Here is a 16,050-nt window from a genome sequence, read left to right as displayed (position 1 = left end):
ATCACAACAACAATGAGATTATTCAATCGCAACAACAGAAAAAACGGCAGCTTGCAGCAACAAACTGCCGTTAATCAAAAGCCTTTGGTTCCTGTGATTTGCAGGTATCCACACAGGATTGATGAAAATGGCGACATCCCTACCAGGATTCGCTTTGTAAAATCTACAGCCGAGCCTGATCATAGGTATGTGAATTTCTTCGCTTGGGTTATTCATATCTATTTAATGACAGGATCAGCATTCCTTGCATTTATCATGAAAGGAGGTCGAGATGCAGCACATTGAGTTCACCCTTCAGGCACATGAGATCAGGAGGCTTATGGCAGAGAGCATGGAAATCGGTGTTAAAAAAACCCTTGTAGAGCTCGGTTTATTAACTCCATACCTGAGTAAACAACAGGCATATAAAATGTATGGCCGTGCCCAGGTTGATCGGTGGTTAAAGGAAAAACTGATTTCCAAGATCAAGGACGGCACCAACACTTCAAGTATCAGGCTGTCCAGAATGGAGCTTGAAACAGTGTCCAAAACGAGTAACAGGCACAGCTGGTACAATAACTATGTAATGGAGGAGGACTAATGGAACTGGTATTATTAAGAAAGAACTACCCCTTCACTAAAGCAAGTATTGTCGCCGAGCGATTTGGGAAAAAGAAAAAGGATGTTTTAGGCTTTATAAACAGAGCAGGTTTTTCGGAAGGTTTTTATAATAAAAACTTCTACCTGATTGAGAAAGCAAACAAGGAAACTACGGATGTAAACTTTGATTACTACGTAACATATGACGGATTCACAGCAATTACAGCGGCGTTAAGCGGAACAATAGCAGATAAAGCAAGATCAGAGTTTATCCATGCTTTCGCGAAACATCCGGTTCCAGATGAAGCATGTAAGCTTGGATTCATAAACAAAAACCTCCATCAGTTAGAAACATTCATTAAGCAGCTCAAAGATGAAATTAACTCATAATAATTACAGCGAACCTTCGGAAAGAAGAAAGTATCGCGAGCCAAGCAGGGAAGAAATGATCAAGGGAGATAGAGTAGTTTTTATCCTAATGACCCTTGCAGCAATTGCACTTGCATTAATGATCACCATTTAATCACAACAACAAAAAATAACAGCAATGAAAACAATCAATTTAAACAAACTTATCATCAGGAACTTTAAAGGAATTAAAGAACTGATCATTGATTTCAAAAAGAAAACCGACATTTTCGGGGCTAACGAAGCAGGTAAAACCACAGTATTCGATGCTTTTAACTGGTTACTCTTTGGTAAAGACAGTTATGACCGTAAAGATTTCGGTATTAAAAATACTGTTCACCCTGAGCTAAATCGCCAGGAGCATGAGGTTGAGGGAATACTTTTAATAGATGATGAGATCGTAAATATTAAAAGAATTTACAAAGAGAAATGGACCAAGCCAAAAGGAACAACAAGAGCTATCCATACTGGTAATGAACAAGAATTTTACTGGAATGATGTTCCAATGCAAGCGAACCAGTTCTCTTCAAAAATTAATGAGATTGTTGATGAAACAGTTTTCAAGCTGATTACCAATGCACTTTATTTTAACACGCTACCCTGGAAGAAAAGAAGAGAGTTTTTGTTCAAACTCGCTGGAGAGATATCAGATCAGGACGTAGCCAACACGAACAGTAAGTTCAATGACTTGGTAAATATTTTTTCTTCCAAAGGCCTTGATGGTTATAAAGCTGAAATTAACGCGAAGAAAAAGAAGTTAAAGGATGAATTAGAAGCTATCCCAACCCGAATTGACGAGGCTAGCCGTGCATTACCTGAGAGCAGAGATTTTGCAGCGTTAAAAAATCAGCTGCTTGCCATTGAAAGCAGTATAGCAGATATTGACACCTTACTTAATGATAAAGCCAAGGCGAATAATGAACACTTGCAAAATATTCAGGATAAGCAGCGCAATATCCATAAAATCAAAACTGAGATTCAGGATCTACGCTTTACTGCTGAAAGTAATTTTAACAAAAAGATCAACTCGGTTATTTCAACTCGTTCAGAGTTGAGTGATGCTATTGCAAATATTGAGCGAAACTTAAGGAGTAAAAAAATCCTTATGGATAGTCAGAATGACACCAAAAAAGGATTGGACCTTCGCAGAGATAATCTTCGTTTGCTTTTCGATTCTACTAATGGTAAGGAACTTGAATTCAATGAAAATGAATTCTGTTGTCCGACTTGCAAACGTGATTTTGAAGCGGATGATATCCAGAGTAAAAAGTCTGAAATGCGTAAGAATTTCATGGCGGATAAAAACAAAGCCCTTGATGATATCGAGGCCAAAGGAATCGCTTTAAAACAGGAATCCGAAGCATGCGAACAAATGGTTTCCACATTGACCAACACCATCAATGGTCTTGAATCTGAGTTAGAAGCCGCCAAACTTGCTTTAGTAAATTTTAATCAGGTGAACCAGAATGTTGCAACTAAATTCGATTCTGAGGCATTTGAAAAATCTGAGGCTTTTCAGGAGGTGAATTCAAAATTATTGAAGGCAGAAGAAGATTTATCGCAATCATCGTCTGAAAAACAGGATAATGAAGCTGATGAGCTGAAAATCAAAAAGGTTGAACTAAACCAAGAGCTGGATGCTTTAAAAAAGGAAATCAATCTTGCAGAAGCGATTACTAAGGGCCAGGAACGCATTCAAAAGCTAAAAGATGATGAAAGCAACTATGCAACACAACTTTCACAACTTGAAGAAATAGAGTACAATATTGACGCTTTCACAAAAACAAAAATTGAGCTTATTGAAGCAAGAATTAACGGCAAGTTCCAATATGTTAAGTTCAAAATGTATGACTACACCATTGACAACAATCCGGTTGAGACTTGCGAAACAATGTATAAAGATGTCGCTTTTAGCGATCTAAATACTGCAGGTAAGATTTGGGCAGGTATTGATGTCATCAACACTTTATCGGATCACTTTAAAGTTTATGCACCAATCTTTTTAGATAACCGGGAAAGTATCTCAATGATCCCTGCCACTGATAGCCAGATCGTCAGCCTAATCGTTTCACCGGAAGACAAAGTTTTAAGGGTAGCGTAATGAAAACCAATAAGGCTACCACCTACCCCCTTGTCAGGTGTGATGATTGCAAATTTTATAAAGCAACAGATCACCCAACATTAAAGTATTGCACTGGGATAAATATGGTGCAGCCAGTAGTAGAATTCAGAACATGTTTAATTAAACAAAAAATCAGCAAATAAAATGTCAACAGAACAATCACAACAACAAACAGCAGCAAGAGTACCAGCAAAATTTCAGGAAGGAACAGTTGATTCCATTCTTAAAAGAGTATCAGATTTTCAGAATACCGGAGAATTAGTTTTGCCCGCCAATTACATTCCAGAAAACGCTGTACGTGCGGCCTGGTTAATGCTTATGGAAACCACAGACAGGAATGACAAGCCAGCAATTGAGGTTTGCACTAAAGAGAGTATTGCAAATGCTTTTTTAGAAATGGTTACCAAAGGTCTAAGTGTAGTTAAAAAACAATGTTATTTCGTTGTATACGGCAATAAATTAAGCTTAGAAGACAGCTACATCGGAAAAATAGCAATCGCTAAACGTGAAGCTGGCGTAAAAGAAGTAAATGCAGTAACGATCTACGAAGGCGATATATTCAAATATGAAAATGATATTGAAACAGGCCGTAAAAGGATTTTAGAGCATAAGCAAGAGCTTAAAAACATTAACCCCGATAAGATCGTGGGCGCCTAGGCCATTGTAAATTATACTGATGGTACCCGTGATTGTGAAATCATGACATTACCTCAAATTCATAAAGCCTGGGCGCAAGGTGGCTCCAAAGGATCCTCCCCTGCTCACAAAAACTTCCCTGATCAAATGGCCGAAAAAACAGTGATTAATCGTGCTTTAAAAATTGAGGTTGGCTCTACTGATGACAGCACACTTGTTCGCGATCGTGCATCCGAAGTTGTTAACCATGAAATCAGATCAAATGCCAATACTAAGGAAATTGATTTTGAAGATGCACAAATAATCAACGAGCCAGTGGTACCTGCTGAACTTCCAGAAAAAGAGCAATCGGTACTTGAAAAGGTCGGGCAAGAACTTGCCTCAGCAGAAGAACCAGTTTCAACAGGAAGAAGAGCGAATTTCTAATGAACCTTCACATAGTAGGAACTGGAAGCAAGGGTAATGCCTATATCATCCAAAACGATGATGAGGCATTACTTATCGAGTGTGGAGTGAGATTCAATGAAATCAAAAAAGAATTAAACTTTAACATTTCGAAAGTTGCAGGCATGCTGATAAGCCACAGCCATTTAGATCACTGTAAAGGAGTGAAAGAGGTTACTGCTGCAGGTATTGATGTTTATTGCTTAAAGGAAACGAGCGACACGTTTGGTATAGCAAGCCATAGGATTAATAACATCCAGCCTTTAAAAACATTTATGGTTGGAAACTTTAAAGTGTCCTCATTTGATTTAAAGCATGACGTGCCCTGTCTGGGCTTCATGATTGAACATCCAGAAACGGGAAGATTCTGCTTTATAACCGACACCTATTATTGCGAATACCGTTTACCATCGATGAACAACATTATTGTCGAGGCAAACTATTGCGAAACCATTTTACAAAAACGATTAGAAGCTGGCGAAGAACCAAGCTTTTTACGGGACAGGGTATTGAGAAGTCACATGAGCCTTCAAACATGCATGAAATTCCTCGAAGCAAATGATCTTAAGCAAGTGTACAATATTGTACTGATCCACCTAAGCGACCGAAATAGTCATGCTATCCGGTTTAAAAAAGAAATTAAAGATTTAACCGCCAAAAAAGTAACGGTTGCTGAAAACGGAATTGTTATACCATTTGGCAAAACACCATTTTAAAAATGAATAATCAAATATTGCCAGTAATCGACATAGAGAAATTACAACAAGCAGCAAATGAGTTTGCGATGAAGGGCGCCCTTAAAACCCTTGAAGATTTCTATACGGGCTACAATTCTCCATATCGCAAAGCGATTGAAGATAACCTAAATGGCAAAGGAGTTGAATCCTATAAGATGGAATTGCCTGATATTATAGCGGTATTAAATGAATCTATCTCGAACGAGATTGATGCTATTGCCAATACCGCAATTGCAAAAACATTCGTTCCCTTAGTATCAAAATTTCTTACTCGGCAAGAAAAAGAAATCAAGATGTCCGATATCCTAAAACAGTTTGTTGAGACAGCTGCAACTTACAAAGGCCCTGATCGTGATGATTATAATCTTCAATTAAATTTTAATAGCCAATACAAATGGTATGAAATGGAAATTACCGATGGAATAAGAGCCTACACGGCAACCTTACATTGTGTGTATGCTACACGTGATTTACCCCTAAACCAACGGAAATACCAATTTCTATCCTTACCAAATGATGGTAATGCATACAAGCACTCGATGAAATTATCATGTGATGGTTGCACTTTGGAACTGCCATTTGTAAAAGATGTCCTAAAGGATGAATTTCAATCCTACATCGCAGGTTTATTAATAGCCTCATCTGAAATTAGCCTGGATATAGAATATTTCGAAGAATGGATTTTACCTGATCACGGGTGCCATTGCTAAATAATTAAAAACTTTTAGTTGGGAACTATGATGCAGCAACATCACCCATCTATTTAATTACAACAACAAAAATGAAAGCTACAGAAACATTCCAAAAGACAATTAGTGATTACTTAAAATCACGTGGTGAAAACGATTCACTATTTGCTTTAACACTGAAAAAGCCAAATAAAAATATCGATGACTGTATCAATTACATCTTTGAAACAGTTAAAACAAGCGGATGCAATGGTTTCGCAGATGAAGAAATTTTTAATATGGCGGTCCACTACTACGACGAGGATGATATAAAAGTAAAGGGCAACGTAAGTGGCAAAGTCATAGTGAACCACACAATTGAAAAACCTAAACAAAAAGAGTTGCCATTGGGTGGTCGTGATACCGCAAAGGATGCTCCGAAAAAGCCTGCATTGAAAGTTGTTAAACCTGTATCATCTAAACAAACATCTCTATTCTAATGAAACCATCAAATAAACTTCAACATCGAGTATACTCCTTGAGCAAGGGTTTACCGAAGATGACAAAGGAACAAGAGCAGTGGGCATTTAAGAACTGCCTTGAACATATTGGATACCGTACTAAGTCAAATGTATTCTGTTTGGATTGTGGAAATATTTGGGATGGTGATAAAAAGGCAAAGAACATGGTTTGTCCGGCATGCGGAATAAAATTGAGAATAGTAGATACCAAGAAAAAGAAATTTAGCCAAACTAAGAACAAAATGGCAATAGTTGATGTAGTCGACGGCTTCCAGGTAATCAGGCACTTTGAGATTTGGTCACACCACAGAGCGGGAGAAAAAGCCCGCCAAATGACTCACGAAATCGTACAACAATGGTTTACTCCAGACCTTAATGAAACGATAGTTGGTAGGGTGCAGTTTATTGGCAATGAATCATATACCGGAGATATGGAGATTCGCGGTAGCGGTAGAAGCTGGAGGGGAACAAACTACTATCCGTGGACGCATTTTGTCTATCCAAAATTCAACTGCCTACCAATCTATAAGCGTAATGGATTTACCTCAAGGGTGAGTGACATCGACCTTTTGACCTTGTTCAAAAAACTAATTCACGATAACATTTCTGAAACACTGATCAAGGCCAGACAATTTGATTTGCTTTCTTGCAGGGTCGGAAACAGGGAACACCAAGTCTACAAATTTTGGAACTCAATCAAGATCGCTATTCGCAACAACTACAAAGTCAAGGACGGTTTAACTTGGTTAGACTACCTTGAGTTAGCAAGTTATTTTAAACAGGATCTACATAACCCCAAATATGTATGTCCTAGAAATTTAAAGGATGAACATGATATCCTGGTTAAGCGAAAACAAGAGATTACCCGAGTAGAGGATGAGGCCAGAGCAGCACGAAATGCTATCTTACAAGAAAGAAATGCAGCAAGATCAGCAGAAATTAAGCATATTAAAGATGAAATGGATAGTTCTAAGTACATCCAAGAAAAAGGCAGGTTTTTTGGCCTCTTATTCACTGATGGAGATTTATCTATTCGTGTCCTTAAAACATTGGAGGAGTTTAAGCAGGAGGGAAAAATCCATACTCATTGTGTTTTCACAAATAACTATTTCAGCCTGGAAGATTCCTTAATTTTTTCTGCCTCCGTAAACGGTATTCCAGCTGAAACGATCGAGCTTTCATTATCCAAGATGCAAATTATGCAATCAAGGGGTTTCGATAACAAGCCTACACCATATCATGATCAGATAATAAATTTGGTTAATAAGAATTTGAATTTGATTAGGCGCTGTTTGAAACCGATGAAAGTAAAGAGAGTCTTACAGGAAAGAGTTGGAGCAGTGGCATAAGGTTAATATTGGAAGCATTTAAACCACAAAATAAACTCCAACACCGATAACACTAACAAGTACTATCACCATCACCAGGAATAGTATTAATAATTTTTCAAATGAATCAAGGCTTTGCATGATGATTAAACCCATTGGAAAATAAAAAGTTTTAAGGAATGGTAAATAATTGAGTAAATGAAAAACGGATATTATTCTCTTTCAGGTTCATTTCGGATTAACCCAAATGACCTGGCTAAGATCTTTGAGTTGTACGCTAACGGGCAGTCAATAGATGCGATTGCCCAAGCTTATTCAATTGGTTCTTACACTATAGAGAGACACATCAGGAAATACTATGAAGGAATCATCCCAAAGGAGCTACAGGAACGCGTAACATTAGATTCTAAGGCTAACTATCCAGACGGAATTATCCTTCGACAGGCAAGCTAAAAAACAACACCAACATATCTTTTGGATATACTACATAAAAACATTAAAATTGTAAATTAAATGGCAAGGATTAGAACTATAAAACCAGACTTTTTTAAGCATGAGGATCTGTCGGAGTTATCTCCTATGGTAAGACTTCTCTTCATAGGATTATGGACGCAGGCCGACAGAGAAGGAAAGCTGGAAGATCGTCCTAAAAGATTGAAAATCGAGATATTTCCTTATGATGATTTTGACATTAATGAAGGCTTAAATGCCCTTCAAAATGCGGGATTTATTCTTAGATATTCAGTTGAAAACGCCAACAGTGAAAGCACCATGCTAGCACAGTGCAAGAACAGTGCTAGCACATTTATTAAAATTCTTTCCTTTGTCAAGCACCAACAACCAAACACCAAAGAAGCCCGTAGCACTATCCCTAACCCTGTTTTTACCCAAGCACCATACAAGCACAGTGCCGACACCGTGCTAGCATCACAGGAAGGGGAAAGGGAAAGGAATGGAATAAGGGAAAGGGAACAGGAAGGGGAAGGGAATACGGAATCGACACCCTCCCGAGACCATGAACTCGAAGATTCAATTTTAAATTTTTTCGGGTTCACCGTTCAGCAAAATTTTGATAAAGCCAGAACCGTAAATGAGTTTTGTTTTGCTTTAAAAAATTCTGGAACGCTCAATTATTTCCGAACACAGTTCGACGCCTACAAAGATTTCAAAGAACTCTCTGGCGGATTCGCTCACGGTTTTTATAAATTTTTGGGCGATCAAAAAAAATGTTTTGAAGATGGAGCCTGGAATGCAGAAAACTGGACCTTCCGGTTAAACGAGGAAAAAGAAAAAAGTTCCGCAAAAAAAGAAAAATTCACGAACGGGCAGCAAACCGATCGCGGAATCAATGCGGCAATGAAAGTCGGAGAAATTAAAATGATGGAGGACTAATGACTCAAATCACAACAACAAACAGCACACTGGCCGTTCAGCAAAACAGCCACCCCCTACTCCAATTGCCAGCAATTCGAGAGGAAAAACAGACAATTTTCAAAGCGGTTCAAATTGGCATTGCGAAGTCTATGGCCGATTTAAACCACAAACCAATTCCCGATCAGGATTTGAATTATTTCGTAAATGAGCTTACCAACAACATTCGCAAAAAGGAAAATCTCAACAACATCCGGGCAATCGAAATCCCCGAAGCTTTTGCTCGTGGCATTCGAGGCAAATTCGGGGAATATTTCGGATTAAACGTGATTTCATGTGAGCAGTTTATCGAGGGATACCTAGAGAGCAAAGAGCGATTAGAACTCGGAAAAACGCTTCCTGCGCCAGAAATCAAGTACGAGCCAGATAACGAAACCAAGTTCAAAACCGCCAAAGGAAATGCCCTAAACGCCTTTGAGACCTTCAAAGCCAAAGGAGATTATGATCTAATCTCACTCCCTGCATACTCGTTTCTCGATGGAATTAAGCTTATTCAATTCTCGATCGAGGAGAAATATGACTTCATTGCCGAGGCTAAAGTTGAGCTTAAAAAGCAGCTTGAATCCAAAAAAACCAAAGAGTTCAAAAGAGAATCACGCAATAAGCTCGTCCACATGATCAGTCATCTTGCCGAGGGAGGTTGTAAAGACCAGGTTGTCATCATGGCAAAAAAGCTGGCTCTAAAAGCCTTTTTCGAATCTATCGTGCTGGAAGACATTAATTTAACCCAAATGATCGATAAACAAAAGAACGTGTTCATGGAGGGGCTAAACAATGGCTAAAGCACTGAAAACGAACGCTAAGGGCTCGAACCTCGCTGCAAAGAAGAAAAAAAAGAGAGGTCCAGACTTCTTTTGTGCTCTTGTCAGATCAGATCTGAAGCTTGATATCGTGACAGAACATCGCTTCCATCCTACCCGACGTTGGCGATTTGATTACGCCATTCTCGAACATAAGATTGCCATCGAAAAAGATGGTGGTATCTGGTTAAAAGGTGGAGGTGCTCACTCCCGTCCTCAAAACATCTTACGAGATATGGAAAAGCTCACGCAAGCGAGCGTTTTAGGTTGGACGGTGATAAGAAGAACTCCAGAGCAACTAAACAAGCAAGAAACGCTTGATTTGATTAAACAAACAATTGCTAATAAATCTCTTAATAGCGAAATATGAAAGACTTATTCGGAAATGATGTTTCAGTCAATGCAGTAAATCGCAAGAACAAATCTGGATCACTAAAAATCAATCCTTGTGTTGGAGCTTACGGGAAAGGGCCAGAAGGAACTAGGTGTAAAACATGTTTGCATTTGTATTGCAAATCTTATGGAAAACGATACTATAAATGCGATTTAAGAAAAGACACAAACGGACCGGCAACAGACCACAAAGTAAACTGGCCGAGTTGCGGAAAATATATCAAAAACTAAAAGCTATGAACAGCAACAAAAAAAAGCTTCACAACTTCAACGATCTTGTCCGTGAACATAAATGTAGTCTGACAGAGGCAAAAGAATTGTATTTGATGCTTCAGTTTATTCGCATTAAGTCGGTTTTAAATCCACATATTATTTATGATCGAATGAACGAATTCAGGCCTACCTAATTTAACTAACCTTTAGAGAAATAATTCATAAATAACAAGAGCAGCAACTCTTTAATAAACAAAATCATAACAACATGGAAACGAAAATATTAATCATAGGGGATTACGAAACACATATACATGATGCAATAGCCAAGGTAAAATCTGCAACTGGCCTTGAAATAGAAGTTGAATCGATAGAGAAAGTAATAAATACCTTCAAAGAAACTACAAAAATATCACCAGAGGATATTATTGTTTCTGAACTGAATCAGTTAGGAAAAATAGAGATTGAACACGCCTTTGAATTTACTAATCGCATTAATCGCAAAGGTGGATTAAAAAACAAGAAGAATTGGAGGTATTAATGATCAAGACAAACGAATTAAGAATCGGAAATATAGTCCGGCACACAAATGTAAATGGGACTTTTGATTTGCCTGTTTGCGAAATAGGTAAGCACATTTGCTTGCTTTGGTCAAAAAACAATAGCGAATGGGGCGTCCATGAAAGTCAAATAGATGGAATTTCAGTTACAGAACAAATACTATTGAAGGCTGGATTTGAAGCATCTGATTACCCCAACTATAAAATCAAAGTTTCAGCATTAACGCTCACCTGCAGAATCCAAATAGGCATTAATTATTCCGAATTTGGGGGAATTTATTTCGGTGATAAGTTTAGGTATTTACACCAGTTGCAAAATTTTATTTTCTCAGTTTCCGGACAAGATTTAAAAGTATTTTTATGAAAGAATCATAACTAGCACAGCATTTTATCGACTTCTTTTCTGATCACGAGATATACAAGGAAGTGCCTTATGCAGGAATCATAGATATGGTTTCCTTAAAAGCAAGCATAAAAACCAGTTAAATAAAATGTCTATCCATTATAAGGGGACATTTTAAACCATCTCATGCCATCCTTATCTTTCAAATAATAGCCTATCAAATCATACGCAAGCTTAGCATAATCCCTGTTGCGATTTCTGATTAAATCACCCCAGATAGTTTTTATCTCAGGGCCAGTTTTAGACATGTCGTTAGATTTTAAATGTATTAACCTATCGCGTAACTTTTTGAGTTGTTGATAGATTTCCCATAATTTTGTGCCAGAAGGACTTTTAACTTCAAATATATTAGGCAAAATTTTATCAAATTTAACATCCAGCGTTAAATTACGCTCTATCTGTTCGCTGTCATATTCTTCTATAAACTTCTTATCGGCTCGTTTGGTTCTAAATACATAATTACTTGGAATTGATGTATTAGCGAAGCATTCCAATGCCGTAAATGAAAAGATTGCTTGTGCCAGCATCAATTCAAGAAAATCAAATAGTATTTTATGTGTTTTAGGGGGTGAGTTTCCTGCGTCCGCTAATTCTAATAAACATTGCTTCATATCTATAACCTCAAGTTCCATTTTAGCTTTATAAGCTAAATTCAAAAACAGTGCAGGACTTGAGGGTAAACAGAAATGCACTGTTTTTTTATCGATAAACTCTGATGTAGCTAGACAAGCTGTTCCCGCTCCTAAGATTCCTATAGCATGATATCTTGGGTCTTCTTCGTTGAGTAACTCTTGAGGCTTTTTTTGCATTTTAGACAATAATTTCGACTAATATAAAAAACTTTTTTATCTGAATTTTAGAATACTTAACATCCAGTGATTACTCAAAATGGTAAATTATAATCTCCATAATCGATCCCGAGATGAGCATGATTGATCGCAAGATTGTTAATGAATTCGGATTTGAAACGGACTTATTATACCTTAACAAATAATTATCATCCGTCAACAACGTTTTTAAATAACACTTAAATCGGCCAACAGTCAGACAAATTTGCTGGCTCAGGTGGTATTCGAAACCTCGATCAATCTAAAGTCACCGGGAAAGATTCCCTGTTGTAACCACCATACTCGCTACCAATTTCATAACTATCATCGGCTAAAGTCATGGATGCCCTAAATAACGCTACCTTGCTATATGTTGATAATTGTGATACAATATCTGGGTAATAATGCCAAATGATCGCTAACACATTTCTAATTTGTTCGATTGTTTCGAATCCATTATAGATTACCTCTGCTTCAAGATCACCTACTGGATAGCTTTTAGCTGAATTAAACGGTGGAAATGTGTCAATAAAATGTTGTAAAGTATGTTTATTAATTGGTGTAAAACTATTGATGGATGCGTCATATTGTATCAAAGACTTGAAATTAATATCTAATAATAAATCAAATGTCCGCTCACCATCAAGTATGTATAGAAGTTTTTTAGTATTAAGATAAAAGTTTTCGACATAGTGGATGTGTGGGCTTTTACCAACTTGCATCCAATCCCCTTTTGTAACATCTTCTGTTATAAAAATTATATCTTTCTGTTTTTCAAGCGCATATTTCATCATTTCATGAAATATTATATAATCACCATAAGGATCATCTTGCTTCTCCTTTTTTTCATAACAACCAGGAAAGGTTTTAAATATCTGCTTTTCGATGTCATTTTTATCCAAAGTATTTAGGAATAAGTCAAACTCAGCTTTTATTTCCTTGATGAACTTTTCTTCAAGGGGTTCCAATAACTCCATTCCTTGGAATTCTGTGATAAAATCATCATTATACATAATCTCATTTGTAGAAATGTTTTTCACACTTATTGATTCAGAAATCAACTTCAAAAGATCTGCAGCATCATTTTGCAGTTTTTCAAGTTTGACCTCAACATCTGGATAGTCCACAAGTTTTGATTTATTTTTGTTTCTAAAACTTGTTATCGTATTAATTATATCCTTATTGAAATTATCCGGTATAGTGGTGGTTACTTCGTTATTGAATTGGGAAATTACATTCTCTCTATTTTTTACAAATTCCCATTGAACTTGGGATGTTAGAACTATACGTGATCCATAATCCTTAAAAAATTGGAGCAGTTTTCCACGGGCCTTAAAGGATGTACTATAAATTCTCAAAATAACATTGGTATCTAAAAATATCTTATAATCACCCTTTAGTGATTTCGCTTCATCAAATCCTGCATAGTATCTATCTAAAACTTCTTTATGCGATTTTAAAGTTTGTTTAAATCGTTTAGAACCAAAGGTTGGATATAGAATTTCCAAATTTTCTTTTTCTGATTTTGCCATGAGAGATTAATTTTTGGCAATATAAAGATTTGCCTTTGATAAGTAAAGTCGTATTTTGCAAGCTAAATTTTCGTACTCATGGACTTTTTAAATTCTTTCTTCCAAAACATAAAGGACAAACTAACCAGTCCGTTCTTTGGAACATTAACAGTCATACTAATTATTCACCATTGGGAGTTTTGGTACACGTTATTCAATTTCGACAAAGATTGCACACGCACAGAAAAGGTTGCAACGCTCCGGCTTATAGCTAATGCTGAATTTGGTGGTTGGTCCCTCGTCCACGACATTATAACTGCCGTTATTATTATGCTAATCGGCTATGGAATTGTAATGGCTACCAGAACCCTCTCGCTAACTATAGACTTCAGATTTATGCCTTGGATAACTGGAAAGGTTATAAACAAGAAGGTTGTCGAAAGAAGTGTTCATGAAGATGTAGTTAAAGAAAGAGATGAATATAGTGAGAAATATGAGGATCAGAGGAAATTAGTAAGGTCATTTTCGAAAGACTACGATGCTCAGTCCGAACAAATACAATCCAAGAATGATTCGATAAATTTCCAACAGGATCAAATCGCTTCATTACAAAATTCAAATGCCGAGCTAGAAAATAACCTTCAAACAGAAAGATCAACAACGAGAACTTTAAGAGATTCCAATGAGCAAATAAAAACTGAATTAGATATCACCGAATCTATATTGGCATCGGAAAAGAATGCCCTAGAAATATCAAACGACCAAATTGAGAGCTTATTGAAAATGTTACTAAGCCCTAATGTTCTAGCTTCAATACCTGATATGCCTATTCCAATATCAATTTTAGACAAAGTGAAAGACTTGAAAGATGCTGGCGAATGGGCAAACTTCCAAAAGTATATTAGTTTTGAAGAAAATGGAGGAAGCATGAATTCGTCGATATTAACACGCATGCAAGCATTGGGTATAGCAAGTATGGACAGACGCGAACGTATGACTCCGCTTGGAAAATACCTAGCTGCATACGAACCTTTTCTATCCTAAATATGAACTTACATTCACAATATGACCTACCATATATTGCCAGATTTTGTTGATAAATTACTGATAATATTTAGAGTAATTTTTGTAAACCGTCTAGTAAATCAGCCATAAAATGCTGTTTAAAGCATTTTGTTAGGCAGACTTAATGTCATAACAATGTCACATTAAAAATTAATTGCAATCAGAAATTATTAGATTGTAGCATTCATAAAGTTCCTTAAATGACTTCTGCTATCAAAAGTAATACTATCTACTACTTCCATTACTTTAATTGAGATCGTACCACTTAGCGCCTAAATTTTGGTTCAAAACAAAATTTAAATCCGCTTCTATATCTTTAGCATTTCTAATATTATCAATACCAAATTCTTTAAGACTCAGTTCAACTACTACATTATCTTTACTATTATAATTTGCAAAAATGGTATAACTTTGGCTTCTACCTAATTAAATTAATGCTCTATATAATTGGCTATCCAATTATATTTACTTACAGTTGAAGGAAGAAAATATAATATGACAACCATTTCTCATAACCACCAATTCGAGCGACTATCTGAATTCTCTCAGGTTTTTGAAGATTTTCAATCTTCGAGGAAATCAATCAGAAAATATTTCGGAATATTAGGACTTACAGTAACGTTACCCTTTCATATACTTTCCCTAGGTGTATCAATTCGTTTTCAATCATTGGCCTTAAAAAAAGCTTTAAAAGTAATTGAAGCTGATTTTAATAGAGCTGAAGAACGAGAAAAGATGAAAACAGAGGCTAAAGTTGTTAGGTCAATAAAAACATTAGAGAGCAAGCTTCTTCCAGTTATTTCTAAACTAGAAAAGAAAAATCTTCCTTTTACTAGATTCTTTGTTAAATCTGCCCTAGAATATCTAAATCAAATCAAATCTATGGGGGACATGATGACGTTTGCTGTCTATCCTGAAAGAATTGATCCAGCAAAGGATCCTGTTTTATTTGACCGATTAAAACAATCATATAAAAACGTAGATTTATCTGATTGGAAAGGCGAGTCCAATTCTATTTACGACACTCTCTATCCAAACAATGCCTGCGTATAAGAGAGGGGATGTTTTATTAGTTTATTTTCCATATCAAGATGATCCTGATCAATCTAAAAAGCGCCCTGCGGTGCTTTTAGAAGACGCGATAGACGATCATATTGTTGTCAAATGCACAAAAACAGACAAATCACAGTATGGACCGTGTATATTTATTGAAAAGGACTCTGAAGAATATAATGAGATGGGATTATGGGAACCTACCTATATATCCATAGCGGAAACAGCAGAATTAACTAAATGGGATATATATAGTTATCTAGGCGAGTGCCCAGAGAGTCTAATGGACAAAATAGAAAAATTACTTGACCAACATAAAAAAGGCAATTGAAAAGCCTTTTTTATTTAGAC

Annotated in this window: 20 protein-coding genes and 1 pseudogene; 19 read left to right on the top strand and 2 right to left on the bottom strand. The window is 36.5% G+C overall.

Annotated elements, in window-relative coordinates:
- Positions 1–12: 12 nt before the first annotated feature.
- The 16 genes and pseudogenes from EHC72_RS00695 (at position 13) to EHC72_RS00620 (ending at position 11,204) form a co-directional block, all read left to right on the top strand.
- Positions 13–285, top strand: coding sequence for a hypothetical protein (locus EHC72_RS00695; protein WP_131535544.1), 273 nt, complete (start codon positions 13–15; stop codon positions 283–285).
- Between the two features lie 34 nt (positions 286–319).
- Positions 320–580, top strand: a complete 261-nt coding sequence (locus EHC72_RS00690) for a hypothetical protein (protein ID WP_131535542.1) — start codon at positions 320–322, stop codon at positions 578–580.
- The gene (locus EHC72_RS00685; protein WP_131535540.1) at positions 580–969 is read left to right on the top strand and encodes a Rha family transcriptional regulator; all 390 of its coding nucleotides are present in this window, start codon (positions 580–582) and stop codon (positions 967–969) included. Before EHC72_RS00690 ends, EHC72_RS00685 begins: the two co-directional genes overlap by 1 nt.
- Positions 953–1,102 (top strand): hypothetical protein, encoded by a 150-nt coding sequence (locus EHC72_RS22585; protein ID WP_165585746.1) that lies wholly within the window; start codon positions 953–955, stop codon positions 1,100–1,102. Before EHC72_RS00685 ends, EHC72_RS22585 begins: the two co-directional genes overlap by 17 nt.
- Before the next feature lie 24 nt (positions 1,103–1,126).
- Positions 1,127–3,088 (top strand): AAA family ATPase, encoded by a 1,962-nt coding sequence (locus EHC72_RS00680; protein ID WP_131535538.1) that lies wholly within the window; start codon positions 1,127–1,129, stop codon positions 3,086–3,088.
- Positions 3,089–3,253: 165 nt separating this feature from the next.
- Positions 3,254–4,171 (top strand): annotated as a pseudogene (locus EHC72_RS22990) (recombinase RecT).
- Positions 4,171–4,905, top strand: coding sequence for an MBL fold metallo-hydrolase (locus EHC72_RS00665; RefSeq protein WP_131535532.1), 735 nt, complete (start codon positions 4,171–4,173; stop codon positions 4,903–4,905). The pseudogene EHC72_RS22990 and the gene EHC72_RS00665 overlap by 1 nt, the downstream one beginning before the upstream one ends.
- Positions 4,906–4,907: 2 nt before the next feature.
- Positions 4,908–5,636 carry a hypothetical protein gene (locus EHC72_RS00660; RefSeq protein WP_131535530.1) on the top strand — a complete coding sequence of 243 codons (729 nt, stop codon included), beginning with the start codon at positions 4,908–4,910 and terminating at the stop codon, positions 5,634–5,636.
- 71 nt (positions 5,637–5,707) lie between these two features.
- A complete protein-coding gene (locus tag EHC72_RS00655) occupies positions 5,708–6,094 on the top strand; it encodes a PcfK-like family protein (protein WP_131535528.1) in 387 nt (128 codons plus the stop codon).
- A gap of 59 nt (positions 6,095–6,153) precedes the next feature.
- Positions 6,154–7,464, top strand: a complete 1,311-nt coding sequence (locus EHC72_RS00650) for a PcfJ domain-containing protein (RefSeq protein WP_165585745.1) — start codon at positions 6,154–6,156, stop codon at positions 7,462–7,464.
- Between the two features lie 177 nt (positions 7,465–7,641).
- A complete protein-coding gene (locus EHC72_RS00645) occupies positions 7,642–7,896 on the top strand; it encodes a helix-turn-helix domain-containing protein (protein WP_131535524.1) in 255 nt (84 codons plus the stop codon).
- 60 nt (positions 7,897–7,956) lie between these two features.
- Positions 7,957–8,835 (top strand): hypothetical protein, encoded by an 879-nt coding sequence (locus EHC72_RS00640; protein ID WP_131535522.1) that lies wholly within the window; start codon positions 7,957–7,959, stop codon positions 8,833–8,835.
- A complete protein-coding gene (locus tag EHC72_RS00635; protein WP_131535521.1) occupies positions 8,835–9,656 on the top strand; it encodes a hypothetical protein in 822 nt (273 codons plus the stop codon). The genes EHC72_RS00640 and EHC72_RS00635 overlap by 1 nt, the downstream gene beginning before the upstream one ends.
- Complete coding sequence (locus EHC72_RS00630; protein ID WP_131535519.1) at positions 9,649–10,044, top strand: PDDEXK family nuclease; 396 nt, start codon at positions 9,649–9,651, stop codon at positions 10,042–10,044. The genes EHC72_RS00635 and EHC72_RS00630 overlap by 8 nt, the downstream gene beginning before the upstream one ends.
- Positions 10,045–10,548: 504 nt before the next feature.
- Positions 10,549–10,821, top strand: a complete 273-nt coding sequence (locus EHC72_RS00625) for a hypothetical protein (protein WP_131535517.1) — start codon at positions 10,549–10,551, stop codon at positions 10,819–10,821.
- The gene (locus tag EHC72_RS00620) at positions 10,821–11,204 is read left to right on the top strand and encodes a hypothetical protein (protein WP_131535516.1); all 384 of its coding nucleotides are present in this window, start codon (positions 10,821–10,823) and stop codon (positions 11,202–11,204) included. Before EHC72_RS00625 ends, EHC72_RS00620 begins: the two co-directional genes overlap by 1 nt.
- 131 nt (positions 11,205–11,335) lie before the next feature.
- Here the strand turns inward: EHC72_RS00620 and EHC72_RS00615 are convergent, their stop codons facing one another.
- Together EHC72_RS00615 and EHC72_RS00610 are read right to left on the bottom strand one after the other, a co-directional pair.
- Positions 11,336–12,052, bottom strand: a complete 717-nt coding sequence (locus tag EHC72_RS00615; RefSeq protein ID WP_131535514.1) for a hypothetical protein — start codon at positions 12,050–12,052, stop codon at positions 11,336–11,338.
- A gap of 275 nt (positions 12,053–12,327) precedes the next feature.
- Complete coding sequence (locus tag EHC72_RS00610; protein ID WP_131535512.1) at positions 12,328–13,602, bottom strand: PIN-like domain-containing protein; 1,275 nt, start codon at positions 13,600–13,602, stop codon at positions 12,328–12,330.
- Positions 13,603–13,680: 78 nt separating this feature from the next.
- Here EHC72_RS00610 and EHC72_RS00605 point away from each other — a divergent pair, with 78 nt between their 5' ends.
- The 3 genes from EHC72_RS00605 (at position 13,681) to EHC72_RS00595 (ending at position 16,030) form a co-directional block, all read left to right on the top strand.
- Entirely contained in the window at positions 13,681–14,625 is a 945-nt protein-coding gene (locus EHC72_RS00605; protein WP_131535511.1) for a coiled-coil domain-containing protein, read from the top strand.
- A gap of 468 nt (positions 14,626–15,093) precedes the next feature.
- Positions 15,094–15,699, top strand: a complete 606-nt coding sequence (locus EHC72_RS00600) for a hypothetical protein (RefSeq protein WP_131535509.1) — start codon at positions 15,094–15,096, stop codon at positions 15,697–15,699.
- A complete protein-coding gene (locus EHC72_RS00595) occupies positions 15,686–16,030 on the top strand; it encodes a type II toxin-antitoxin system PemK/MazF family toxin (protein WP_131535508.1) in 345 nt (114 codons plus the stop codon). Before EHC72_RS00600 ends, EHC72_RS00595 begins: the two co-directional genes overlap by 14 nt.
- Positions 16,031–16,050: the final 20 nt, after the last annotated feature.

The organism is Pedobacter nototheniae (assembly GCF_004335085.1).
GTDB lineage: Bacteria > Bacteroidota > Bacteroidia > Sphingobacteriales > Sphingobacteriaceae > Pedobacter > Pedobacter nototheniae.
Note: the sequence above shows the minus strand (reverse complement) of the source record. Positions and strands in the feature narration are given on the sequence as shown.

Bases quoted from the DNA above. Each gene is read 5' to 3' on its own strand.
- EHC72_RS00610 (WP_131535512.1), bottom strand. From the start codon at position 13,602: ATGGCAAAATCAGAAAAAGAAAATTTGGAAATTCTATATCCAACCTTT.
- EHC72_RS00640 (WP_131535522.1), top strand. From the start codon at position 7,957: ATGGCAAGGATTAGAACTATAAAACCAGACTTTTTTAAGCATGAGGAT.
- EHC72_RS00635 (WP_131535521.1), top strand. From the start codon at position 8,835: ATGACTCAAATCACAACAACAAACAGCACACTGGCCGTTCAGCAAAAC.
- EHC72_RS00620 (WP_131535516.1), top strand. From the start codon at position 10,821: ATGATCAAGACAAACGAATTAAGAATCGGAAATATAGTCCGGCACACA.
- EHC72_RS00615 (WP_131535514.1), bottom strand. From the start codon at position 12,052: ATGCAAAAAAAGCCTCAAGAGTTACTCAACGAAGAAGACCCAAGATAT.
- EHC72_RS00630 (WP_131535519.1), top strand. From the start codon at position 9,649: ATGGCTAAAGCACTGAAAACGAACGCTAAGGGCTCGAACCTCGCTGCA.
- EHC72_RS00650 (WP_165585745.1), top strand. From the start codon at position 6,154: ATGACAAAGGAACAAGAGCAGTGGGCATTTAAGAACTGCCTTGAACAT.
- EHC72_RS00690 (WP_131535542.1), top strand. From the start codon at position 320: ATGGCAGAGAGCATGGAAATCGGTGTTAAAAAAACCCTTGTAGAGCTC.
- EHC72_RS00685 (WP_131535540.1), top strand. From the start codon at position 580: ATGGAACTGGTATTATTAAGAAAGAACTACCCCTTCACTAAAGCAAGT.
- EHC72_RS00680 (WP_131535538.1), top strand. From the start codon at position 1,127: ATGAAAACAATCAATTTAAACAAACTTATCATCAGGAACTTTAAAGGA.
- EHC72_RS22585 (WP_165585746.1), top strand. From the start codon at position 953: ATGAAATTAACTCATAATAATTACAGCGAACCTTCGGAAAGAAGAAAG.
- EHC72_RS00625 (WP_131535517.1), top strand. From the start codon at position 10,549: ATGGAAACGAAAATATTAATCATAGGGGATTACGAAACACATATACAT.
- EHC72_RS00655 (WP_131535528.1), top strand. From the start codon at position 5,708: ATGAAAGCTACAGAAACATTCCAAAAGACAATTAGTGATTACTTAAAA.
- EHC72_RS00660 (WP_131535530.1), top strand. From the start codon at position 4,908: ATGAATAATCAAATATTGCCAGTAATCGACATAGAGAAATTACAACAA.
- EHC72_RS00665 (WP_131535532.1), top strand. From the start codon at position 4,171: ATGAACCTTCACATAGTAGGAACTGGAAGCAAGGGTAATGCCTATATC.
- EHC72_RS00605 (WP_131535511.1), top strand. From the start codon at position 13,681: ATGGACTTTTTAAATTCTTTCTTCCAAAACATAAAGGACAAACTAACC.
- EHC72_RS00645 (WP_131535524.1), top strand. From the start codon at position 7,642: ATGAAAAACGGATATTATTCTCTTTCAGGTTCATTTCGGATTAACCCA.
- EHC72_RS00695 (WP_131535544.1), top strand. From the start codon at position 13: ATGAGATTATTCAATCGCAACAACAGAAAAAACGGCAGCTTGCAGCAA.
- EHC72_RS00595 (WP_131535508.1), top strand. From the start codon at position 15,686: ATGCCTGCGTATAAGAGAGGGGATGTTTTATTAGTTTATTTTCCATAT.